Source organism: Acinetobacter sp. UBA3106, from assembly GCA_002365595.1.
Lineage (GTDB): Bacteria > Pseudomonadota > Gammaproteobacteria > Pseudomonadales > Moraxellaceae > Acinetobacter.
In genome coordinates this window covers 125,016-147,499 of sequence record DFAM01000013.1, presented here as the reverse complement: position 1 = coordinate 147,499, position 22,484 = coordinate 125,016, and the positions used below count along the sequence as shown (strand labels likewise).

Sequence of the window (22,484 nt, the reverse complement as noted above, 5' to 3'; positions counted from 1 at the left end):
ATTATGGCTTTAGAAATACCTGAAGAATTAGCGAATCTTGAAGCAAATGGCGGTATTTTTGCGGTATGGATGTTGCTGCAACATTTAGGTATCGATGCTGAAATTCAACAACTGCTAGAGGTCTGTGGATATGAGGCTGAAAATGGCACCACAACCATAGGTCTAGCTGTTGGATTAAAAAAGTTTGGTTTTAATGTGCAGTTTTATACCGATCCTGACCCTGAGCTTCAGGAGAGTGAAATACTCAGTTACCAAGAAGCCGAGCAACTGGGTTTAGCGATTTTACCTGCATTAAATTATCAGCAAATCCAGCAAGCCTTTGAGCAAAACAAATTTGTGATTGTTTATTACGATACATTAGAAAATGTCGGTAATCATTCTCTTGTTTATGATGTTAATGAGGATGAAATTTGCTTTTTTGATAGCTTTGATGCGATGTTAGCTTCAATTTTTGAACAGCAACGTAAAGCGGAAGGGATTTGCCGACAGGTAATTGTTGTTGAAGCAAATAATGATATTGAAAGTTAAGATTTAAACTGTGTAAAACAAAAGCCCATCTATTGATGGGCTTTTTAATTTTATTTTTCTTCAGCAGATTGAGCTTTATCATGCCAGTAATCGGCTTTTTCATCATCCACATCTACACCCAAACCGTGTTCATAAATGCAGGCCAAATCACGCATGGCTTGAACTTCGCCCCATTCAGCCGCTTGCTTGACCAAAGCAACTGACTTTGCGACATCTTTCTCAATCACATCGCCACGGCGATAGTAATTTGATAATTCCAAAGTCGCAGCAGGGTGTTTTTGCATATTGGCTTTGCTGAGCCAGTAATAACCTAATTCAAAATGCGCTTTTGATTCTTCAGGATCTTCTTCAATCAGGTCTTTGGCATACACGGTATAGCCTTCACCCAACCAGTACATTGCTTCAACATGGCCATTTTCAGCGGCTTTCAGTGCCCATTCTTCAGCCAGTGCAATGTCGTCGTCATTCTCGCTTTGCATATACAGTTCAGCGACTTCAAACTGAGCTTCTGCATTACCTGCAATTGCACGATTGATCAGGGCTTTAGGGAGAGAAAGTGGATTAGCCATATAAATTCCAAAGCTGTATTTTAAAAAACAGAATGTTGAACCAGTAAAAAGTCATCCCAAGAATGACCTTAAAGATAAATCAGGATGATCGAGATGCATTTTTATTTCAAGTCAAAGCACTGCTCACCATTGACTGATTTAAAGAGAATTTAAGCCTGAATAAAAAAACAGCGACCGAAGTCGCTGTCTTGAGCCTAATGAATTTTAAACTTCTTGCTGAATACCGGCAACTAGCCAGTCCTGGGTAGAACCTGCAGGTTTGGTGAAATGCCAAACTTCTGCAAAAGGTTGCGGCAAGCTGTTTAAGTCTTCGCTTACTGTACCGGTGAAGCGTACGCTCACAATGTACCGACCATTTTCAGTAGCAGAATCTGTAACCATTGCATTCAGGTTAGAGAATTCAGCAACGTCCTGGTCCTGATTCGCCATAATGTCGTTATACATCGACTGATACAGATCAGGTGTTAAATAACGTTGAATTTCAGCAATGTTGCTTGCTGTATTCATCGACTGAATATGGTTAAAGCGCTGACGGGCAACACGCAAGAATGCAGCAGGTTCAGTACCGTCTGGTAACTGGTTGCCGCTTTGTGTTGAAGCTGCACCAAAAGGCGCTTGAGGTGCTGCACCTGCAGAACCGCCTACAGACTGACCAAAAATATTGGTGCTGTCATTTGAAGTACGTGGTGCTGCAGTTTGCTGACCGAACGGTGCTGTATTGCCAGCATTGTTTGGTGCATACGGATTATTAGCGGCTAGTTTTTTTTTTGCTCCGAATTTACGGAACAAGAAGAATGCGACTGCAGCAGCTAAAAGAATCCAGATCCAGCCTGGAAGTCCGCCTTTTTCTTCCTGTTGGGTCGCTTGTGCATCTGAAGCAGCTTGTGCATTTTTATCATCTGCAAGGGCATTTGCCGCTACCGCACCCACTGCAGCACCCGCAACACCCGCAGCAACCATTTTACCTACACCTGAACCCGATTTTTGTTGGGCAGGAGCAACAGGTTGTTGAACAGGAGTAACTTGACGCGGTTGTTGGTAAGACTGGGTTGGAGCAGCAGAACGACTCATGCCATGGCTTTTACCGCCACCTGCACGTTTTGCCTCAGCCATTGGTGCAACCACCATAGCTGCCATTAAAATACCGGCCATCAAACCACGCTGTCGAACTTCCATCGATTTTTTCCTAAATAAAAAAGTAAATTGTAGCCTTATAGTTATGTAGGCATTTGTAGTGAATTTCAATATCAAATTGGTATTTTTTTTACATGAACATTCATGTTGAGGATTTAAGCCAGTTCTTCACTCAAATTCATCGCTTCAGTCAGTGCTTCATGCAGGCGTGCCACTGAAATGATCTGTACATTCGGGATCGGTTTTTGTGGTGCATTGCCTCTAGGCAAAATAATGTATTTAAAGCCATGCTTAATGGCTTCTTTTAAGCGTTCCTGACCATTTGGCACAGGACGGATTTCACCGGACAGTCCCACTTCACCAAAGACTGCCAGTTGCTGTGGCAAGGCTTTACCACGCAAGCTGGAGGCACAGGCAAGTAAAACTGCAAGGTCAGAACCGGTTTCAGTAATCTTTAAGCCACCGACTACATTGACATAGACATCCTGTCCAGAGGTTTGTACACCGCCGTGACGGTGCATCACTGCAAGCAGCATATTTAACCGGTTTTGCTCCAGACCCAGCGCGACACGACGCGGTTGACCATGCGCATCATCCACCAAAGCCTGCACCTCAACCAACAGTGGACGAGTACCTTCGCGGCTAATCATCACAATCGAACCGGGAATGGCTTCATCATAACGGCTTAAGAAAATAGCCGATGGGTTAGCCACTTCACGTAAGCCTTTGTCGGTCATACCAAATACGCCAAGTTCATTGACTGCGCCAAAACGGTTTTTGACTGCGCGAATCATGCGGTAACGTGAGTCAGACTGACCTTCAAAATACAGGACGCAATCGACCATATGTTCCAGCACACGTGGTCCTGCCAATGCACCTTCTTTGGTCACATGCCCTACTAGGAACAGGGCAGTACCACTATTTTTGGCAAAGCGGGTCAATAAAGCAGCCGATTCACGAATTTGTGAAACCCCGCCCGGTGCCGACTGCAAGGTTTCGGTATACAGAGTTTGAATAGAATCCAGAATGGCAACTGCAGGGCGTTCTTGCGCCAATACCTCGCAAATCCGTTCCACGCAGGTTTCAGCCATCACTTTAAGATGTTCTGTCGGTAAATCTAAACGGTGGGCACGTAAAGCGACTTGCGAAAGTGATTCCTCACCGGTGACATAGAGTGCAGAACTCTGTGCTGCTGCCATATGGGTCGCAGTTTGTAAAAGTATGGTCGATTTACCAATTCCGGGATCACCGCCAATCAGCACCACCGAACCTGTAACCAGGCCACCTCCTAAAACACGGTCAAATTCACCAATCCCTGTAGCCAAGCGTGTTTCATGTGAAACAGAAACTTTATTTAGGGTAGTAATTGTTGCAGCCTGGCCCGCATAGCCGCCGCCCATTTTTGGTTGTGCACGGTGACTCACTGCGGGTTCAAGACGAACTTCGGTCAGACTATTCCATTCTCCGCAATCTGAACATTGACCCGCCCATTTGGGATGGTCAGTTCCACATTGTTCGCAACGGTATACAGTTTTGACTTTGCTCATTTGAATGGTATCTATATAAATAGGAAGACGGGTGAAGAATGTAGCAATAGCTGTCTGGAAATACAATTTTTTGCATAAATTCTCGCCAAACTTTATCTTGGCACGTAAACTGCTAAAACAAGGGAAATGAAGAAAAGGAAAGTAAAATGGACCCGATTTGGATGAAAAAGCGACAGAAACACAGTCAGGCTTGAAAAATATTAAACAATCGCTCAAAAAACTTTATTTATTTATTTTAATTTGAGCTACTTTTATCACACGAAATTTGAGAGACGAAAATAACAATGTCAAATGAAAACCATAGTTCACCGACTGAAGGTGGTGAACTGCAGCGGAGTTTGTCGAATCGGCATTTGCAACTTATTGCGATTGGCGGGGCAATTGGTACAGGTTTATTCATGGGTTCGGGTAAAACCATCAGCCTGGCCGGACCATCCATTCTGATCATTTATATGATTATTGGTTTCATGGTGTTTTTGGTCATGCGTGCGCTTGGCGAACTGTTACTGTCTAACCTGAAGTACAAGTCTTTTATTGATTTTTCCACAGATTTAATCGGTCCCTGGGCAGGCTATTTTGTCGGCTGGACCTATTGGCTGTGCTGGATCACCATCGGTATTGCTGACTTATCGGCCATTATTTATTACCTGCAATTCTTTAACGGAGGGCTGCCGTTTACGCCTGGCGAAGGAGTAATGATCAGTATTGCCGCCATTGTGTTTATTATGGGGCTGAATCTGGTTACCGTTAAGCTATTCGGTGAACTAGAGTTCTGGTTTGCACTTATCAAGATTATTGCTATTGTGGTGCTCATTCTTGTGGGCCTGTGGATGATCTTTACCGGCTTTACCTCAACAGCAGGTGAAGTGGCGTCATTTACTCATCTCTGGTCACATGACGGTATTTTCCCAACCGGAGTCACCGGCTTCCTGGCAGGCTTCCAGATTGCGATTTTCGCCTTTGTTGGGGTAGAACTGGTCGGTACGACTGCGGCAGAAACCAAAGATCCAGAGCGCAACCTGCCTAAAGCGGTGAACTCGATTCCGATTCGTATCATCATTTTCTATGTGTTGGCACTGGTGATTGTCATGTCGGTAACACCATGGAATAAAATTGATCCTAGCATCAGTCCGTTTGTAAACCTGTTTAGTCAGGCAGGTATTGCGGCAGCAGCCATCATCATGAATTTGGTGGTGTTGTCTTCAGTAATGTCATCCATGAACAGTGGTGTGTTCTCAACCAGTCGTATGCTGTTTGGTTTATCGCGGGAAGAGCAAGGTCCAAAAGCTTTTGGACATTTGAATAAACGTGCTGTGCCTGCAAATGCCTTGTATTTCTCGGCAATCTGTTTGTTATTGGGTGCTGCACTTCAGTATTTCGTACCGAATACGGTTGAAGCGTTTACTTTGGCAACCACGCTTTCCACCATCCTGTTTATCTGTGTCTGGCTGATGATCATCTGGAGCTATATTGTGTATTACAAAACACGTCCAGAACTGCATGCCAAATCAACCTTTAAACTTCCTGGTGGATTGTTCACCTGCTGGCTGGTCATCATCTTCTTTATCGGCATGATTTATGTGCTGTCCTTAGAAGCTGATACCATGAAAGCGCTGATGGTCAGCCCGATCTGGTTCATTATTCTGATTATTGGCTACTTTGGTTTCTACAAACCGAAACATAAATAATCCAGCTAAACGATTAAAACGCCAGTTTCAAACTGGCGTTTTTTTTTAACACACTATAATCTCTAGCGTTTAGTGCTTTGGTCATGTCACATGATCAGGTTATACTTCTTCGAAAATATGAAATAGGTGGTTAGATGCGTCTTGTCATTTGCTGCATCAGTGTATTGGTAACAGGTTTTGCTTTAGTCGGTTGTGGTCAATCTGGAGCTTTGCAGCTACCGAGCGATCCGAATTATGACAAACGTGCAAAATATTTGTTATATCCCAATGTGGATTCCAAACAGCAATCCTCAAATAAGCAAGAAGCCGCTCCAGTAGCCCAAGAGCTTCCCGCTTCATCTGCTGAAACGAATTAATTTTCAATATCTAAACGCGTCATCGAAAGGATACATTCATGAGTTTTACCCGCATCAATGGGGTTTTGCATGCCGAGCAATGTTCTCTACAACAGCTTGCGCAGCAATTTGGCACGCCACTTTATGTTTATTCAAAAGCGACTTTTGAAAAGCATTATTTAGATATGGATCGTGCGTTTAGCTTTATCGATCATCAAATTTGTTTTGCGGTAAAGTCAAACTCAAACCTTGCGGTGTTGAATGTGCTGGCCAAGTGTGGCGCGGGCTTTGATATTGTTACTGGCGGTGAACTGGCGCGTGTGCTGAAAGCGGGTGGAGATGCCTCTAAAATTGTATTCTCGGGTTTGGGTAAGTCAGAAGCAGATATTAAAAAAGCGCTGGAGGTGGGGATTGCCTGCTTTAACGTAGAATCGTATGCCGAGCTGGACCGTATTCAAAAAGTGGCCGCTGAATTGAATGTAAAAGCCCCGATTTCTTTACGTGTCAATCCGGATGTGGATGCCAAAACCCATCCTTATATTTCCACTGGTTTAAAAGAAAATAAATTCGGTATTCCGTCTGATAGCGTATTTGAAACCTATCAATATGCTGCGTCTTTGCCAAACTTGGATGTGGTAGGAATTGACTGTCATATCGGTTCACAATTGACTGAAACCCAGCCATTTGTTGATGCGCTTGATCGCGTCATTGTGCTGATTGAGAAACTTAAAGAATTAGGTATCAATTTAAAACACATCGATATTGGTGGCGGTTTAGGTGTGACTTATAAAGATGAAGTTCCGCCCACTGTTGAAGAATATGCCAATGCACTAAAACCAGCTTTAGAAAAACTTGGTCTGAAAGTGTATATGGAACCGGGTCGCAGTATTTCGGCCAATGCCGGTGTATTGCTGACCAAAGTCGATTTGCTTAAACCAACCAATCACCGAAACTTCGCGATTATTGATGCTGCCATGAACGACCTCATTCGTCCTGCTTTATATGAAGCATGGATGGATATTCAGGAAGTGACGCCACGTACGAATGTTGAAGCGAAAGAGTGGGATGTGGTTGGCGCGATTTGTGAAACCGGCGATTTCTTGGGTAAAGAGCGTAAGCTGGCATTACAAGAAAATGACGTGCTGGCTGTATTGGGTGCGGGCGCTTACGGTTTCGTGATGAGCTCGAACTACAACAGCCGTGGTCGTGCTGCTGAAGTGATGGTCGATGGTGATCAGGCTCATTTGATTCGTGAGCGTGAAACCGTTGAATCTTTGTGGGAACGTGAACGATTATTGCCATAATGGAGATCTCTGAGATGTTTTTAGAATTTACCAAAATGCATGGCTTGGGTAATGACTTCATGGTGGTTGACCTGATCAGCCAGCGTGCCTATTTGGATACCGTTACCATTCAGCGTTTGGCAGACCGCCACTTTGGCATTGGTTTTGATCAGCTGCTGATTGTTGAGCCGCCTGATTTGCCCAATGTTGATTTTAAATATCGTATTTTCAATGCCGATGGTTCTGAAGTGGAGCAATGCGGTAATGGGGTGCGTTGTTTTGCACGTTTTGTACATGAGCGTCAGCTCACCACCAAAACCAAAATTAAAGTGCAGACCAAAGCCGGTATCGTAGAGCCTGAATTGGGTGCAAATGGCTGGGTTCGTGTGAACATGGGTTATCCTAAATTCTTGCCGAACCAGATTCCATTCCTTGCGGATGCACCTGAAAACCTTTACAGCCTGGCTTTGGCCAATGATCAAAGCATTATCATTGATGTGGTAAATATGGGTAATCCCCATGCAGTGACCATTGTCCCAGATGTGATCACGGCTGATGTCGCAGGTATGGGGCCGCAAGTAGAATCACATGAGCGTTTCCCGCAACGTGTTAATGCCGGTTTTATGCAAATTATTGACGAAAAACATGCACGTTTGCGTGTGTTTGAACGTGGTGTCGGTGAAACTTTAGCTTGTGGTACAGGTGCCTGTGCTGCTGCGGTTTCAGGTATGCGCCGTGGTCTGTTGGCTAATAATGTTGAAATTGAACTGGCAGGCGGTAAGCTGCAAATTGAATGGAAAGAAGGTGATGTGGTGTGGATGACCGGTCCAACGGCAAATGTCTATCAGGGACGTATCGATTTAAGTTACTATCAGCAATAAGTTAGATATTTTGATGAAAAAAGCACTGTCCTCATGATGGTGCTTTTTATTTGTGCATCGTGAATTGGATAAGTCCTCATGAAGCAGATAGAATGAAAATGAAAGCAAATATTGCTCTTTGTGCGGTTCATAAAACCAAGGTTTGAAATGAATTTTAATCATTTAATAAAATGGGGAAAAGCGTGATTGATTTGGATATGCAGCTACGTACTCCCGCTGATTTATTACTGATGTGGTTAAAAGAACGAGAAATTCAAAACCAGTCTAGACATACCTTGCAGGCTTATGAACGTGATGTTTCCGATTTTTTAAATTTTTGTGAGAGCAAAAAACTGAATCTGGCCAATATAGAAACCACAGATCTGCGTGAATATTTGGCCTATAAAGTGGAACAGCATGGCTTAAGTTCCAGCAGTTTACAGCGTATGCTTTCGTCCATTCGCCAATTTATGAAATGGGCCGAGCAAGGTCAGTATCTGGCGTTTAATCCGGCGGATGATTTTCAGCTAAAACGTATTCCCAGACCGCTTCCGGGCATGGTCGATATTGAAACCGTGAACCAGATTCTGGATCAGCCTGCACCTGAGAAACCGGTAGAACAGCAAATGTGGCTACGCGATAAAGCCATTTTGGAGCTGTTGTATTCCAGTGGCCTGCGTCTGGCTGAAGTGCAAGGTTTGCGGATTAAAGATATTGATTTTAACCGTCAATTGTTACGCATTACCGGTAAGGGTAATAAAACCCGTGTGGTACCTTTTGGCAGCAAGGCTCGCGATGCAGTAATGCAATGGCTGCAAGTCTATCCCTTGTGGCATGGCGATTTTGTGCCGGATGCACATGTATTTATTACCCAAAAGGGCAATCCGCTGGGTGCACGGCAAATTGAAAACCGGGTGAAATTGCAAGCCCTGCGTGCCGGGGTGAATGTGGATTTGCATCCACATTTGTTACGTCATTGCTTTGCCAGTCATATGCTCTCGAACAGTCGGGATTTACGTGCAGTACAGGAAATGCTGGGACATAGCAATTTGACCACCACACAAATTTATACCCATGTCGATTTTGATCATTTGGCCCAAGTGTATGATCAGGCACATCCACGAGCGCAAGTTAAAAAGTCGTAACAACATTAGAATCTGACTAAATATGGCCTGGACTTTGCTTGATTATTTTAGAGTCAGCTACAGTGGTTTCATTAAAGTTAAATAAGCATATGAAAAAATATCAGTGCATAAAGATGACATTTTGAACTATTGTCGGATAATAAAAAGCCAATTTATAGGGTATAAGAATCACGTATAACCATAATGTGGATTGCATGAATAATGTATAGCGATGAAATTATTTATGCTTACACTGCGGGTCAGCTAAATATTGGAAGGAAAATGATAGGCGAAACAATGATTACAGGAATTTTAGAGAAATATGACCAGTTAACCCCTGCACAAAAAGAAATTTTTGCAGGTTATGGACTGCGTCAAGTTAAACATTTTGTAGAAATTAGTTTGCCTAATATCGAACCGGTTTTGCCTGCCCATGCGCATGTACAAGGAATCAATTCAGAAGGTAAGGTACAGGCGATTAATGATGTGACCCAGCAAACCTACCTGTGGATTTCAGACCTGCAATGGCAGGAGCGTCCAATCGCGACCTCAAATGTGGATTTAAAAGAAGACTTTTTAGCGGTTTGGGAAATATTTAATCTTCAGGCCTATGATTTAATTGATTTAAGCCACATCCATCGTGACTTTTTGCATAATCAGCCTGCTTGATTCCTTTTTAGGTTGCTAAATTGAGCTGCGGTGATTTGATAAAGCACATGTCTTTGTAAAGGGCTGCTGTCATCTAAAGCAGGGTGATTGAAGTAGTCCTTAAACTGCATGCCTAAACGTTGCATCACAGCTTGAGATTGAATGTTTTGTATTGCCGTAAAGGCCACGATCTGGTTCAGATTGAATAAATCAAAAGCAAAGTTTAAGCACGCTGTTGCAGCCTCGGTCGCAAAACCATTGCTCCCAATATTTCTGCTCAAGTCGCCAGACTATTTCGGTGCAGGGTGAAAATGTAAACTGATGGGGTTGAGCATGTAATCCGGTGCAGCCAATAAAATCACCTGTCTGTTTTAATTCTATTGCCCACACGCCCCAAGCCTGATTTTCGATCAGGCTTTGAAATTTATGCGCCAGTGCATCACTTTGTGTGCGGGTTAAGCAATCTGGAAAATAACGCATCACTTCAGGGTTAGAATTTAAGGCATAAAACGACTTAAGATCTGAATTTTTCCATGCTCTTAAAATCAAACGTGATGTCTCAAGCCGTAAACTCATTCTAGATGTCCTAAAGATCATCAAGCGGTAATTGAAAACTCTGTTTAATAATCTGACTCGGCAAATCCGTTTTTACACTGGTAATGCCATTTTTCTTGGTCAGATGCGCGGACTGAAATTTACGATAACTTTCCAGATCCGGAACCACCACTTTCAGCATGGCATCGCATTCACCCAAAATAATATAACACTCCATCACCTGGGGAAGCTCCTTCATGGCTTCAATGAAGGTATCAATGGTTTCGGCATCCTGCCCAGTTAACCAGATTCGTGAAAACAAGATGAGCTGCAAGCCAATTTTTTGCGGATCGACCACAGTGGTGTAGCTCTGAATCACACCTGCTTCTTCCAGTAGTTTCACCCGCCGCAGACAGGAAGATGGCGAGAGTCCAATTTCACGGGCCAGATCGTTGTTTTGCATACGGCCATTATTTTGCAAGGCTCGAATGATATTTTTATCAATACGGTCCAGCTTTGCTGAAACAGATTTAGAAGATAGCTTCATAAATTAGAATATAATTCGAAAAATGATCATAATTATAGAATATTTGAAATCCTATTTTGTACTATTTATTCGATACTAATTTTCACTTTCAAGACATGGAAAGGGAAAAGGAAATGTCTGTATTTGCACTGTTCGCCTTAACGGTTATCCCGCTTATTTTCACCCCTGGACCAGATATGCTGTTTATCTTGTCACAAGTGATGGGTAAAGATGCAAAAGCAGGCATGCTGGCAACTGTAGGAATTTGTCTTGGATATTTGGTCCATTCCGTTTTGGTCGCATTGGGGATCGCCGCCATCATTGTCTCTTTCCCGGTGTTATTTGAAACCATCCGCTGGCTCGGCATTGCTTACCTGTTATTTCTGGCTTTTAGTTTAATCAAGTCGGTGTTCAGTCAAAATAAATTCACGATCGAGAAAAAATCTTCGTCCAGTCCGATCAAAAAAGGGTTTTTTACTGCACTGTTAAATCCGAAAGGCATGCTGATCTATTTTGCAATTTTACCGCAGTTCATTGATAAAACCGGAAATACGGTGAGTCAGGGTTTAATCTTGTCCTTTATCTTTATTGGACTGATTTTTGTGGTGTATTGTGGCTTGAGTGTGATTTTTGCCAAGATTAGTCAAAAAACCCATATAGATGAACGTAAACAGAAATGGATTGATGGCGGTTCAGGCGGTTTACTCATGCTGGCTGCAACCTGGCTGATCATCCAATAATCGACTTTAAAAAAAGCAGGTCTTGATGGCCTGCTTTTTTTTATCTGCTACAAGTGAGCTTACTAAAATTAATTTGTTGCATGTTTAACTTAAAAAAAGCACATTTTTACGGCGAAACTTGTGAAAGAATTTGTTCAATCTGTCTAAAATGACAATTCATTACCTGAATGTTTAAATCAGGCTGCTGTACAAGAATATTAAAATATTGATGCAAAACAAGGATTAAATCAGAACTTTTGATGAGTTTAATCAGATAAAAACATAATAAAAATCAATGTTTAAAAAATAACTAAATATTTAAGTATTTCATTTGAGTAAAAACGTTTAAAAAAAATATGAACGACAAGTTCAAGGAAAATTACGCATTTTTACAGCTCTTTTGATAATTGTGACTTGACCGAAATGCCGTACACATTGCAAGATAGGGCACCTAAAAAAATTTAAGTGAAGAGTTATTATAACTTTTCTCAACATTTACATTTGCTAAAACAGCCGAGGATTACATGAAGGCTCTTGTTGCTGTAAAACGTGTGGTTGATGCCAACGTTAAAGTTCGCGTTAAACCGGACAATAGTGGGGTTGACCTTACTAACGTTAAAATGTCAATTAACCCATTTTGTGAAATCGCAGTGGAAGAAGCGGTTCGCTTAAAAGAAAAAGGAACTGTTTCAGAAATCGTTGTTGTTTCTATTGGTCCTAAAGAAGCTCAAGAACAAATCCGTTCTGCGATGGCACTTGGCGCTGACCGCGGTATTCTGGTTGAAGCTGATGACAGCCAACTGGGTGCGCTAGAAGTAGCTAAAATCCTGAAAGGTGTTGTTGACGCTGAACAACCACAATTAATCCTTCTTGGTAAACAGGCAATTGATGACGACTCTAACCAGGTTGGTCAGATGCTTGGCGCTCTACTTGGCGCAGGTCAAGGTACATTCGCTTCTGAAGTGAAAGTTGAAGGCGACAAAGTACAGGTAACTCGTGAAGTTGACGGTGGTTTGCAAACTGTTGAGCTTGCACTTCCTGCAATCATCACGACTGACTTACGTTTGAACGAGCCACGTTATGCAGCTCTTCCAAACATCATGAAAGCGCGTAAAAAACCGCTTGATACTAAGTCTCCTGCTGACTTTGGTGTTTCTCCTGCAACTAAACTTAAAACAGTTAAAGTTGAAGCTCCTGCTGAACGTAAAGCTGGCGTACAAGTGAAATCTGTAGATGAGCTTGTTGAAAAACTTAAAAACGAAGCGAAAGTGATCTAATACAGAAGGATAAAATCATGAGTATTTTAGTTATCGCTGAGCACGACAACAAAGCACTTAATGGTGCAACTTTAAACGTTGTTGCTGCAGCTCAAAAAATCGGTGGTGATATCACTGTATTGGTTGCTGGTTCTGGCGCTCAGGCAGTTGCTGACCAAGCAGCTAAAGTTGCGGGTGTAAGCAAAGTATTACTTGCTGACGACGCTGCTTATGCAAACCAATTGGCTGAAAACGTAGCGAAACTTGTTGCTGAATTAGGTAAAGGCTATACACATATCCTTGCTGCATCTACCTCAAATGGTAAAAACGTATTGCCACGTGCTGCTGCACTTTTAGACGTAAGCATGATCACTGACATCATTGCTGTTGAAGGTCCTAAAACTTTCAAACGTCCAATTTATGCAGGTAACGCGATTGCAACTGTAGAATCAGGTGAGTCTATTGTTGTTGCAACTGTTCGTGGTACTGCATTTGATGCTGTAGCAAGCGATGGTGGTTCGGCTAGCGTTGAAGCTGCTGCGTCTGCTGGTGATGCGGGTATTTCTAAGTTCATTAACGAAGAAATCGTTAAATCTGAACGTCCAGAATTAACGGCTGCTCGTATCGTTGTTTCTGGTGGTCGTGGTGTAGGTTCTGGTGAAAACTATCACAAGATCCTTGATCCATTAGCTGACAAGCTTGGTGCTGCTCAAGGTGCTTCACGTGCTGCAGTAGATGCTGGCTTCGTACCAAACGACATGCAAGTTGGTCAAACGGGTAAAATCGTTGCACCTGACCTGTACATCGCTGTAGGTATCTCTGGTGCGATTCAGCACTTGGCGGGTATGAAAGAGTCTAAAGTGATCGTTGCGATCAACAAAGACGAAGAAGCGCCAATCAATGCAGTAGCTGACTACTGGTTAGTTGGTGACTTGAACACTGTCATTCCAGAATTGGTTTCTAAAATCTAATTCCTGAACGCAGTTCAAAAAACGCTCCTGTACACGTCGTAAAAGCAATGCTTTTGCTGCCTGTTTGGGGGTGTTTTTTTATGCCTGGATTTTACCTGGATCCATTTTTAGGATGTGTAGGTGCAAGTGCTAGCATCTTGGAGTATTAGATAAAACTTTACGATTTTCATTGTCTTAAATAGTGATTCAGCTTCCATGCATTTGAACAGGTAAATTGGAGAGTGTATTTAATCGATTTATATCTTTTTTTAAGGGCCAAATAATAATTTTAACTGAATAAACAAGTTGAAGATTTAGCGCCAAGATTTGCAATTAGACATCGAATAAAATGAACTAAATCACATAAAATTCCGACAAATGAAAGTGCCTAAAAAATAAACGATAAATTATAGAAAATTAACAAGATTAAGATAAGAGATATGGCACAAAAACAACAGAATTTATGCTATAATTTATGGCTGTATTTAGACTTTAACTCAGCTTATTTTGGGTTAATTTTTTGCTAGATTGATTATATAAAACGAGCAGTTTGAACGGCTGTTTGTAATAAGGAGTATGCATGAGCGTATCGGAAATCCGACCGATTGCCATTGAGGATGAACTCAAAAGCTCATATCTCGACTATGCCATGAGCGTTATTGTTTCTCGTGCATTACCTGACGTGAGAGATGGCTTAAAGCCTGTTCATCGTCGTGTGCTTTTCGCTATGCACGAATTGGGCAACGACTACAATAAAGCATACAAAAAGTCAGCCCGTGTAGTCGGTGACGTGATCGGTAAATATCACCCGCATGGTGACTCTGCTGTTTATGAGACCATTGTTCGTATGGCGCAAGACTTTAGCTTGCGTTATCAATTGGTGGATGGTCAGGGTAACTTCGGTTCAGTCGATGGCGATAGCGCAGCAGCAATGCGTTATACCGAAGTGCGTATGCGTAAGCTCACCCATGAACTTTTGGCTGATCTGGAAAAAGATACAGTCGAGTGGGAAGACAACTACGACGGTTCTGAACGTATTCCACAAGTTATGCCGACACGTGTGCCTAACTTGCTGATTAACGGTGTAACCGGTATTGCTGTGGGTATGGCGACCAATATGGCGCCACACAACATGACCGAAGTGGTCAATGCATGTTTGGCCTATGCGGAAAACCCGAATATTTCAATTGAAGGATTGATGGAACACATCTCTGGTCCAGATTTCCCTACAGGCGGTATCATTTACGGTAAGTCAGGTATTGTCGATGCTTACCGTACAGGTAAAGGCCGTTTGCATATTCGTGGTAAATATCATTTTGAAGAAGACCCGAAAAACGGTCGTACCACTATCGTATTTACTGAAATTCCATATCAAGTCAATAAAGCAAAAACGATTGAACGTATTGCTGAATTGGTTAAAGAGAAAAAACTTGAAGGTATTTCGGAACTTCGTGACGAATCCGACAAAGACGGGATGCGTATTGCAATTGATTTGAAGCGTGGCGAAAACGCTGAAGTAATTGTGAATAACCTGTTCCAGAACACACAACTTGAAAATTCTTTCAGCATCAACATGGTCTGCCTCGACAACGGTCAGCCGAAGTTGATGAACTTGAAAGACATCATTGCAGCGTTTATTCGTCACCGCCAAGAAGTGGTGACTCGCCGTACCATGTTCGAACTTCGTAAAGCACGTGAACGTGGTCATATCTTGGAAGGTTTGACGGTTGCTCTGGCAAATATTGATGCCATTATCGAAACCATCAAAACTTCTGCCAATCCGGCTGAAGCGCGTGAGCGTTTACAAGCGGGTGAATGGGCAGGTGGCGGTGTTGTTGCATTGCTTAAAAAAGCAGGTTCAGTATCGGTACGTCCTGACGAAATTGAAGGCGAAGATCCAGCGAAACCATTTGGTCTGGAAGGTAATATTTACCGTCTGTCACCAACACAAGTTAACGCGATTATGGAACTGCGTTTACATCGCTTAACCGGTCTGGAACAAGACAAGCTACATGCTGAATATTCTGAAATTTTGGGTCAAATTGCTGAATTAACTGCAATTCTGAACGATTTCAATTTATTGATGGCAGTGATTAAAGAAGAATTGGCGTTAATCCTGCAACAATATGGCGATGCGCGTAAAACTGCTATTGTTGAATCACGTATTGATTTCTCTCGTGAAGATTTGATTCCTGAAGAACAGGTGGTATTGACCGTTTCTAAAACCGGTTATGCGAAAACCCAGCCACTTTCTGACTATGCTGCACAGCGTCGTGGTGGTCGTGGTAAGTCTGCGACTTCAATGAAAGAAGACGATTACATCCAGCATCTGATTGTGACTTCGAACCACGCAACGGTGCTTTGCTTCACTGATGTAGGTAAAGTCTATCGTCTGAAAGTATTTGAAGTGCCCCAAGCATCACGTGGTGCCAAAGGTCGCCCAATGGTGAACCTGTTGCCGCTGGATGCGAACGAGACCATTACCGCTATTCTTCCGGTGATTGATGCACCGAAGAAATTTAAAGATCGTCTGGTTGATTTTAAGGCATTTGTAAAAGCCAATGCTGCGAAACTTCAAGAAAATGAAATTATCAATTCACATTATGCTGAACTAGAAGTAGCACTTGCTGAACTTGAAGATGGTGCAGATGACTTGTCTGATGCATTACGTGTTCAATTGAAGCAATTGGGTGTTGAGCTTTCAGCAAGCGATCTGGATGATCAAGTCATTGCCGACTTTGCACAGCAAGCGGAAGCAGTACGTAAAAACTTCTATGTGTTTATGGCCACCGAGTACGGTACGATCAAACGTGTAGAACTTGAACAGTTCAGTAATGTTCGTTCGAACGGTTTACGGGCCATTGAACTTAATGGCGATGACACTTTAATTGGCGTTGCGATTACCGATGGCGAACAGCAAATCATGTTGTTCTCGAATGAAGGTAAAGCGATCCGTTTTGCTGAAACTGATGTGCGTTCAATGGGACGTTCAGCCAAAGGTGTACGCGGTATGCGTGTGACCATTGGTGCAGCGCAAGTTGAAGATGCCGAAGATGCTGATATCGAGTCAGATGATGAAGATAGTTCAGATTCAGCTTTAATCAGCCGTATTGTTTCACTGGTGGTTGTACCTGAAACGGGTGAAGTGCTGTGTGCTTCTGAAAATGGTTACGGTAAACGTACTCCGGTAGATGACTTCCCGACCAAGAAACGTGGCGGTAAGGGCGTGATTGCGATCAAGACCTCTGAGCGTAACGGTCAGTTGGTAGGTGCGGTTGCAATTGATGCCTCTAAAGAACTGATGCTGATTTCTGATGGTGGTACGTTAGTTCGTACACGTGCTTCTGAAGTTGCGCAAACTGGTCGTAATGCCCAAGGTGTTCGATTGATCCGTTTAGGTAATGATGAGTTACTTGTAGGTGTGGTTTCGGTTGAAGCTGTAGAAGAAGATGAGTTTATTGAGGCGGTTGAATGTGAAGAAGTTGTTGCCTCTACAGCTTTAATTGATTCTGAAACTTTGGTGGATGATGAAACTATCGCTGATGAAGCTGATACTGAATCGGATCTAAGAGATTCTGACGAAGAATAAGTTTTGATTTAAAAAAGAGCGCTTAGGCGCTCTTTTTTATGACTTTAAAATTAAGAAGCAACATTTCTTTTAAAATTATCATCGTTACTACAGTAATCCAGACAATCTTTGAGGATGCCTACAGCTCTATAAATATGTTCTGGTTTATCTAAATAAACTTGTCCATTAGTTAATACTTCTAGTCCTGCACGTAATAATTCTAATTTACGCTGGTCATCAATATTTATATTAAATTGAATTGTAGGTCGTTTTCGATTTACATCGTATCTAAATAACCAACGATTGTTTTTATTTTGGTATAAAACAGAGTAATAGCTTTCTGTATCTCTAGTTGCTAAATCTGATTCAGGGAAAAGTTCACTCACTATTCGAAACAGTTCTTGCTCATCTTTTGTCGTAATAATTTTGTCGTTGTCAGAATTAACAATATCTTTAAATCCTTTATCAATTGGTTGATCAATAGTTTGTTCGGATTTCGGTTCAATTGTTTGAGCGGTAATAATCGTTGGGGATGATAATCCCTTAACAACTGTATCACTGATAGCTTGTTCAACGGCTTGTTTTACAAATGGTTGTATCGTTTCTAAAAATTTAGTATTTAATTGGCGCTGAATATTTGCTTGCTGTGCAACATAGCGAACAAAATCTAAATCAATTTCATTAATACTTTTCTTAATTACTGCTTTAAATTGTTGGATATATTGATTTTCTTCTGCAAAGAAACGTAATTTTTCTACGTGGAAATTATCATGCTTAAATTCGGCTAACTGTACCAGCTCTTCCGCTTTATGTTTCATAAAATCAACGGTTAGAAATGGTTTCTCATCCATGACATTAGGATTAATTAAATCAGTAAAAAAACGCCATTCTTTACCATTGGTAATTGCTCCAATGGTAACGCCTAGACTGCTATTAAAATAACGGGATAATTGTGGGGCATGATTGGTTAGATTTGCTACATACGGTTTTGCTTCAATAAACATCACAGGTTGACCATTGCAATATAAAGCATAATCAACTCTTTCTGTTGATTTGACTCCTGGAAAATCAGCAGCAAATTCTGCTAATACTTTTGTGGGATCGTAAGGACTAAAGCCAAGAATGTCTAAAAGCGGTAAAATTAATGCTTGTTTAGTTGTTTCCTCAGTAGAGCAGTGTTCCCCAACACGTTTAACATGGTCAATATGGCTTTGAAGCTTATTTATGAAATTTTCCATTTATCTTCCTTTTGTAGTTTATTTTTTGATTAATATTTAATCAGTATTATCTTTTTTGTTTTAGTTTTCAATTGAAAACTAAATATAAGGAAAATTTTTAAAATTTAATTTGGTTGGAATTCTTTTTGTTTGTAATAAAAAAGGAAGCCGAAGCTTCCTTTTTTAATATTATAAATTATGCAGCCTGTTTCATTTCAACTTGATAATCTTTTTGCTTTTCAGCATCAAATTTACCTTCCCATTTACTGATCACAAGAACAGCTAATGAGTTACCAATTACATTCAGCACAGTACGCGCCATATCTAAAATACGGTCAATACCGGCGATAAATGCCAAGCCTTCCAGCGGAATACCGACACTGCCCAAGGTTGCCAACAATACAACGAAAGACACACCCGGCACACCTGCAATACCTTTAGAGGTAATCATCAAGGTTAGAACCAGAATGATTTGCTGAGTAATGGTTAAATCAATACCGTAAAGCTGCGCAATAAAAATCGCTGCAATACTTTGATAAAGTGTAGAACCATCCAGGTTAAATGAATAACCGATTGGAATAACAAAACTGGTAATGGATTTTGGTGCACCATAGGCTTCCATTTTTTCCATCAGGCGCGGTAATACTGTCTCGGAACTTGCAGTTGAATAAGACAGAATCAGCTCATCTTTTAGAATTTTAATAATTTCCCAAATACTGAAACCACAGAATTTAGCGACAAGTCCTAAAATAACAAAGATGAAGAAGAAAATAGCGCCGTAAACCAATAGAGCTAATTTCAATAATGGAAGCAGTGAAGCAAAACCAAAGTTCGCAACGGTAGCCGCAATCAGGCCGAATACACCGAATGGTGCAAAAAGCATGATCATGTGGGTTACTTTGAACATGGTTTCAGAAATCGCATGCAACACATCAATCAGCGGTTTCTTGGTTTCTTTAGCTAAAGACCCTAAACCAACACCAAAGATCACGGAGAAGAAGATAATTGGCAGCATATGCCCATCAGTCAGTGATCCAAAAATATTGGAAGGAATTAAAGATAAAATGGTATTCACCAAGCCATGAGAGTGACTGCTCACTTCCTGGGTGGTTTGCTGATATTGGGAGATATCGGTTTGTGTCAAACTCGACATATCAATACCGGCGCCCGGCTGGAAGATGTTTGCAGCAACCAGACCGACAATAATCGCAACAGTGGTAATCACTTCAAAATAAACAATGGTTTTGAAACCAAGTTTACCCAAATTTTGACCATGACTTGTATTGGCAATACCTAAAATCAGCATTGAAACGACAAGTGGAATGACGATCATCTTAATCAAATTAATAAAGATTGCGCCCAAAGGACTCAGCAGATTATTAATTAGAGTTTCACGATATTCGGGAGAATAATGTAGAAAAGAGCCTACAAGCACACCTAAAATGAGCGCAATGACGATTTGCCAAGCAAGACTAATCTTAATCCTTTTCATGCTAAGCCCTTAAAATCAAATTTTTAATGAAAAAGCTGCTGTAACACTGTCGATATCACATCGGCATGTTAGTGGAAGCGTGGGAATGAATCATATAAAAAATATTCATGGAATATGAACAGGGGGCTATTTTGCATCGATTAATACATTCAATCTAACTTTTTTCTTCACAATTGATTCAAAAGGTCAAAAAAAGATCATTTTTGGTATAAGAAATAATCAAATTGTAAAGTTTTATTTAATAATCTTATGACGTCATACGTAAAAGATTATTTTTGAGCAGCTCGGCTCAGCCTGAAATATGACCAAACCAGGCAAATACCAGCAAAAGTCGCCAGATAAATCATTTTCGGAATGACCAGCTGAGTTGGCACACCCATCTGGTTCAATTGAATAAACATCTGTATGCCTTGGGTGGATGGAAGTGCCTGACCCAACCATTGCATCCATTCTGGCATTGCAGCATGCGGCCATGCCGTACCTGAAAGCAAAAACAGGGGAATAGAGGTAAACACAATCACATGACCTGCACGTTCTGGCATATCCAGAAAAGATGCAATCAGCATACTTAATCCAATCACGCAGCTCAGAAATATAGGTACCGCTATGAGCATGCCCAGGAAATTACCACCACGTGGATAATCATTCAGCCAAAAGGTAAATCCAAACAGATACAAACAGCCTAAAAAGCCTATAGTTAAAATGGCACCAAACAAAGCCCAAAATTCGGTTCGAGTGGGTGCCCAGTACTTTTCACGATAGCCTGCAATCAACATGCACAAACCCAGCAGAATGGTTTGATGGATAATCAATGGAGCAACGGCCGGAAAAATATAACTGCCATAGCCAGACAGGGTATTGAACAAAGGAATTTGATGAATCGATAGTGCCGGAGAAAATTCTGAAATATTCTGAAATTTTTCAGCCTGTTCGGCCAGCGCATGTTCAACTGATGTAGCCAGCCCCAAACCAATCTTTTGGGTTTTTAAAAAATTGGCTGCACTTAAATACAAACCGATGCCGCCCACTTCACCACGTCGCAGACTGCTGGATAAGTTATCTGGTAGCAGTAAAATCCCGTCAGCCTGTTGCAGCTTAATCATCTGCTGTGCTTCGGCAAAATTACCTGTGACTGTCTTAATTTGTACATTTGGGCTTTTAGTCACTTCGCCAATAATGCTGGACGTCATTAGGCTTTGTTCTTCATCGACAATAATAATCGGCAATGATTCAGCATGTTCGGCTTTATATGCAGCCGGATAAAAGAAACTGTATACAAATACCGAGAGCACCAACGTGGTCAAAATAGAGCTATTCGCGGCAATATCTTTAAAAGTTTTAAAATAAAAGTATAGAAAGTTTTTAGGAGTCATTTTCATGCCTGAACTCCCTTTATATTCTTTTTAAGGAACAGATAGGCGGTGCTCATATAAAACAGGCAATAAAACGCTAAAACTGCAAACGGTAACAGTGAAATGGATACAGGACTGCCGATGACCCATTGTTCTGTCTGTAACTTGGCATAAGGGGTATAGGGAATAATATTGGACCAGAACTGGGTAAATAAGGGCGCATTATTTAGCGGTAAAGTTACGCCAGCAAAACTTAAAGATGACCCGCCATACACCGCAATAAAACCAAAACTTTTCGCCAGATCACGGGTGGCTAAAACCACGCTACTGCTAATAAAGGCGTAAGCGCTATAGAGAAGAAATTGCCCCAGTAGAATCATCCACAATTGACCTGCAACAAACCAGCCTCGAAATTCAATCAGCCAGAACATCCACAGCCAGGTCCAAAAGCTGAAAATCAGCACATACGTCATATTTTTGGCAAACAGGGCAAGCAAGACATTTGGCTGTGCGAGCCACTGCGTGGTGGTATTAAATTTCAGTTCTTGTCCAACTGAAAATGCCACACAACAACAGAGCAATAAATGCAAAATCGCTGGAATCATGTACGGTTCTAAATAAAACTCATAACTTAGTCCCGGATTGTACAGTGGGGAAATTTTGATATTGGGTGTCGGTGCATCCAGATAAGGAATCTGGTTTTGCAAATAACTGTGTCCAGTAAAGTCGGCCAGTGCCTGTAAGGTACTGATTAGCATGGCAGAAGAAATGCTATTGCCGACACTAAAATAACTTTGGTTATAGGCAATACTGATTTCAGCATCCTTGGCTTGAACCAGCCGTTGTTCGGCACCTTCGGGAATGCTGATATAACCCCAGATCTTATTTTGATTGAGTAGCTGTTCAACCTCATCCTGACTGTTGGAAATCGTACTGATTTTCAGGCTGTGGTTCAGACCGGCATGATGAATAATGTTTTGGCTCAGTTCACTCTGGTCCTGGTCAATAATCGCAATCGGCAGATGGCTGGGTTTGCCTTGAGCAAACATACTGGCGAACAGCACAATCATAAATGCAGGTGCCAGTGTGACCATGCACAAGTCCCACTTATGCTTGAGCAAATAGCGAAGTTCACACAGTATGCCATGCAGCAT

The 22,484-nt window shown here is 41.7% G+C and carries 20 protein-coding genes; 11 read left to right on the top strand and 9 right to left on the bottom strand.

What is annotated here, in order from left to right; all coding sequences use genetic code 11:
- Positions 1 to 3 precede the first annotated feature (3 nt).
- The gene (locus tag B4C48_RS06400; RefSeq protein ID WP_291354777.1) at positions 4 to 528 is read left to right on the top strand and encodes a cysteine peptidase family C39 domain-containing protein; all 525 of its coding nucleotides are present in this window, start codon (positions 4 to 6) and stop codon (positions 526 to 528) included.
- 50 nt (positions 529 to 578) lie between these two features.
- Here B4C48_RS06400 and B4C48_RS06395 read toward each other — a convergent pair whose 3' ends face one another.
- The 3 genes from B4C48_RS06395 to radA all read right to left on the bottom strand — a co-directional run bounded on the left by B4C48_RS06395 (position 579) and on the right by radA (position 3,778).
- Positions 579 to 1,097 carry a tetratricopeptide repeat protein gene (locus tag B4C48_RS06395; protein WP_291354776.1) on the bottom strand — a complete coding sequence of 173 codons (519 nt, stop codon included), beginning with the start codon at positions 1,095 to 1,097 and terminating at the stop codon, positions 579 to 581.
- 204 nt (positions 1,098 to 1,301) lie between these two features.
- Complete coding sequence (locus B4C48_RS06390) at positions 1,302 to 2,273, bottom strand: Tim44 domain-containing protein (RefSeq protein ID WP_291354775.1); 972 nt, start codon at positions 2,271 to 2,273, stop codon at positions 1,302 to 1,304.
- A 113-nt stretch (positions 2,274 to 2,386) separates the two neighbouring features.
- Positions 2,387 to 3,778 carry a DNA repair protein RadA gene (radA, locus tag B4C48_RS06385; protein ID WP_291354774.1) on the bottom strand — a complete coding sequence of 464 codons (1,392 nt, stop codon included), beginning with the start codon at positions 3,776 to 3,778 and terminating at the stop codon, positions 2,387 to 2,389.
- A gap of 284 nt (positions 3,779 to 4,062) precedes the next feature.
- On the opposite strand from radA, the gene B4C48_RS06380 reads away from it, so the two are divergent.
- From B4C48_RS06380 to B4C48_RS06355, 6 genes are all read left to right on the top strand, one after another.
- On the top strand, positions 4,063 to 5,466 hold the full coding sequence (locus B4C48_RS06380; RefSeq protein WP_291354773.1) for an amino acid permease: 1,404 nt from the start codon (positions 4,063 to 4,065) through the stop codon (positions 5,464 to 5,466).
- Positions 5,467 to 5,600: 134 nt separating this feature from the next.
- On the top strand, positions 5,601 to 5,822 hold the full coding sequence (gene lptM, locus B4C48_RS06375; protein ID WP_291354772.1) for an LPS translocon maturation chaperone LptM: 222 nt from the start codon (positions 5,601 to 5,603) through the stop codon (positions 5,820 to 5,822).
- 38 nt (positions 5,823 to 5,860) lie between these two features.
- Entirely contained in the window at positions 5,861 to 7,105 is a 1,245-nt protein-coding gene (lysA, locus tag B4C48_RS06370) for a diaminopimelate decarboxylase (RefSeq protein WP_291354771.1), read from the top strand.
- Positions 7,106 to 7,119: 14 nt separating this feature from the next.
- The gene (gene dapF / locus B4C48_RS06365; protein WP_291354770.1) at positions 7,120 to 7,965 is read left to right on the top strand and encodes a diaminopimelate epimerase; all 846 of its coding nucleotides are present in this window, start codon (positions 7,120 to 7,122) and stop codon (positions 7,963 to 7,965) included.
- 230 nt (positions 7,966 to 8,195) lie between these two features.
- Positions 8,196 to 9,089 carry a site-specific tyrosine recombinase/integron integrase gene (gene xerA, locus B4C48_RS06360; protein ID WP_291354802.1) on the top strand — a complete coding sequence of 298 codons (894 nt, stop codon included), beginning with the start codon at positions 8,196 to 8,198 and terminating at the stop codon, positions 9,087 to 9,089.
- A 276-nt stretch (positions 9,090 to 9,365) separates the two neighbouring features.
- On the top strand, positions 9,366 to 9,737 hold the full coding sequence (locus B4C48_RS06355) for a hypothetical protein (protein ID WP_291354769.1): 372 nt from the start codon (positions 9,366 to 9,368) through the stop codon (positions 9,735 to 9,737).
- A 189-nt stretch (positions 9,738 to 9,926) separates the two neighbouring features.
- Here the strand turns inward: B4C48_RS06355 and B4C48_RS14210 are convergent, their stop codons facing one another.
- On the bottom strand, positions 9,927 to 10,292 hold the full coding sequence (locus B4C48_RS14210) for a GNAT family N-acetyltransferase (protein WP_414631500.1): 366 nt from the start codon (positions 10,290 to 10,292) through the stop codon (positions 9,927 to 9,929).
- A 10-nt stretch (positions 10,293 to 10,302) separates the two neighbouring features.
- On the bottom strand, positions 10,303 to 10,797 hold the full coding sequence (locus B4C48_RS06345) for an Lrp/AsnC family transcriptional regulator (RefSeq protein WP_291354768.1): 495 nt from the start codon (positions 10,795 to 10,797) through the stop codon (positions 10,303 to 10,305).
- A 113-nt stretch (positions 10,798 to 10,910) separates the two neighbouring features.
- Between B4C48_RS06345 and B4C48_RS06340 the strand changes: the two genes are divergently transcribed.
- The 4 genes from B4C48_RS06340 to gyrA all read left to right on the top strand — a co-directional run bounded on the left by B4C48_RS06340 (position 10,911) and on the right by gyrA (position 17,290).
- A complete protein-coding gene (locus tag B4C48_RS06340; RefSeq protein ID WP_291354767.1) occupies positions 10,911 to 11,516 on the top strand; it encodes a LysE family translocator in 606 nt (201 codons plus the stop codon).
- 503 nt (positions 11,517 to 12,019) lie between these two features.
- Positions 12,020 to 12,772 carry an electron transfer flavoprotein subunit beta/FixA family protein gene (locus tag B4C48_RS06335; RefSeq protein ID WP_291354766.1) on the top strand — a complete coding sequence of 251 codons (753 nt, stop codon included), beginning with the start codon at positions 12,020 to 12,022 and terminating at the stop codon, positions 12,770 to 12,772.
- A 17-nt stretch (positions 12,773 to 12,789) separates the two neighbouring features.
- Complete coding sequence (locus B4C48_RS06330) at positions 12,790 to 13,722, top strand: FAD-binding protein (RefSeq protein ID WP_291354765.1); 933 nt, start codon at positions 12,790 to 12,792, stop codon at positions 13,720 to 13,722.
- A 559-nt stretch (positions 13,723 to 14,281) separates the two neighbouring features.
- Positions 14,282 to 17,290 carry a DNA gyrase subunit A gene (gene gyrA / locus B4C48_RS06325; RefSeq protein ID WP_291354764.1) on the top strand — a complete coding sequence of 1,003 codons (3,009 nt, stop codon included), beginning with the start codon at positions 14,282 to 14,284 and terminating at the stop codon, positions 17,288 to 17,290.
- A 50-nt stretch (positions 17,291 to 17,340) separates the two neighbouring features.
- Here gyrA and B4C48_RS06320 read toward each other — a convergent pair whose 3' ends face one another.
- The 4 genes from B4C48_RS06320 to B4C48_RS06305 form a co-directional block, all read right to left on the bottom strand.
- Positions 17,341 to 18,507 (bottom strand): type I restriction endonuclease, encoded by a 1,167-nt coding sequence (locus B4C48_RS06320; protein WP_291354763.1) that lies wholly within the window; start codon positions 18,505 to 18,507, stop codon positions 17,341 to 17,343.
- A 175-nt stretch (positions 18,508 to 18,682) separates the two neighbouring features.
- Positions 18,683 to 19,978, bottom strand: a complete 1,296-nt coding sequence (gene gltP / locus B4C48_RS06315) for a glutamate/aspartate:proton symporter GltP (protein WP_291354762.1) — start codon at positions 19,976 to 19,978, stop codon at positions 18,683 to 18,685.
- A 269-nt stretch (positions 19,979 to 20,247) separates the two neighbouring features.
- On the bottom strand, positions 20,248 to 21,357 hold the full coding sequence (locus B4C48_RS06310) for an ABC transporter permease (protein ID WP_291354761.1): 1,110 nt from the start codon (positions 21,355 to 21,357) through the stop codon (positions 20,248 to 20,250).
- Positions 21,354 to 22,484 carry an ABC transporter permease gene (locus tag B4C48_RS06305; protein WP_291354760.1) on the bottom strand — a complete coding sequence of 377 codons (1,131 nt, stop codon included), beginning with the start codon at positions 22,482 to 22,484 and terminating at the stop codon, positions 21,354 to 21,356. The genes B4C48_RS06310 and B4C48_RS06305 overlap by 4 nt, the downstream gene beginning before the upstream one ends.

Excerpts from the sequence above, each read along its gene's own strand:
- B4C48_RS06400 (WP_291354777.1), top strand. The coding sequence starts at position 4 with ATGGCTTTAGAAATACCTGAAGAATTAGCGAATCTTGAAGCAAATGGC.
- B4C48_RS06395 (WP_291354776.1), bottom strand. The coding sequence starts at position 1,097 with ATGGCTAATCCACTTTCTCTCCCTAAAGCCCTGATCAATCGTGCAATT.
- B4C48_RS06390 (WP_291354775.1), bottom strand. The coding sequence starts at position 2,273 with ATGGAAGTTCGACAGCGTGGTTTGATGGCCGGTATTTTAATGGCAGCT.
- radA (WP_291354774.1), bottom strand. The coding sequence starts at position 3,778 with ATGAGCAAAGTCAAAACTGTATACCGTTGCGAACAATGTGGAACTGAC.
- B4C48_RS06380 (WP_291354773.1), top strand. The coding sequence starts at position 4,063 with ATGTCAAATGAAAACCATAGTTCACCGACTGAAGGTGGTGAACTGCAG.
- lptM (WP_291354772.1), top strand. The coding sequence starts at position 5,601 with ATGCGTCTTGTCATTTGCTGCATCAGTGTATTGGTAACAGGTTTTGCT.
- lysA (WP_291354771.1), top strand. The coding sequence starts at position 5,861 with ATGAGTTTTACCCGCATCAATGGGGTTTTGCATGCCGAGCAATGTTCT.
- dapF (WP_291354770.1), top strand. The coding sequence starts at position 7,120 with ATGTTTTTAGAATTTACCAAAATGCATGGCTTGGGTAATGACTTCATG.
- xerA (WP_291354802.1), top strand. The coding sequence starts at position 8,196 with ATGTGGTTAAAAGAACGAGAAATTCAAAACCAGTCTAGACATACCTTG.
- B4C48_RS06355 (WP_291354769.1), top strand. The coding sequence starts at position 9,366 with ATGATTACAGGAATTTTAGAGAAATATGACCAGTTAACCCCTGCACAA.
- B4C48_RS14210 (WP_414631500.1), bottom strand. The coding sequence starts at position 10,292 with ATGAGTTTACGGCTTGAGACATCACGTTTGATTTTAAGAGCATGGAAA.
- B4C48_RS06345 (WP_291354768.1), bottom strand. The coding sequence starts at position 10,797 with ATGAAGCTATCTTCTAAATCTGTTTCAGCAAAGCTGGACCGTATTGAT.
- B4C48_RS06340 (WP_291354767.1), top strand. The coding sequence starts at position 10,911 with ATGTCTGTATTTGCACTGTTCGCCTTAACGGTTATCCCGCTTATTTTC.
- B4C48_RS06335 (WP_291354766.1), top strand. The coding sequence starts at position 12,020 with ATGAAGGCTCTTGTTGCTGTAAAACGTGTGGTTGATGCCAACGTTAAA.
- B4C48_RS06330 (WP_291354765.1), top strand. The coding sequence starts at position 12,790 with ATGAGTATTTTAGTTATCGCTGAGCACGACAACAAAGCACTTAATGGT.
- gyrA (WP_291354764.1), top strand. The coding sequence starts at position 14,282 with ATGAGCGTATCGGAAATCCGACCGATTGCCATTGAGGATGAACTCAAA.
- B4C48_RS06320 (WP_291354763.1), bottom strand. The coding sequence starts at position 18,507 with ATGGAAAATTTCATAAATAAGCTTCAAAGCCATATTGACCATGTTAAA.
- gltP (WP_291354762.1), bottom strand. The coding sequence starts at position 19,978 with ATGAAAAGGATTAAGATTAGTCTTGCTTGGCAAATCGTCATTGCGCTC.
- B4C48_RS06310 (WP_291354761.1), bottom strand. The coding sequence starts at position 21,357 with ATGAAAATGACTCCTAAAAACTTTCTATACTTTTATTTTAAAACTTTT.
- B4C48_RS06305 (WP_291354760.1), bottom strand. The coding sequence starts at position 22,484 with ATGCTGCATGGCATACTGTGTGAACTTCGCTATTTGCTCAAGCATAAG.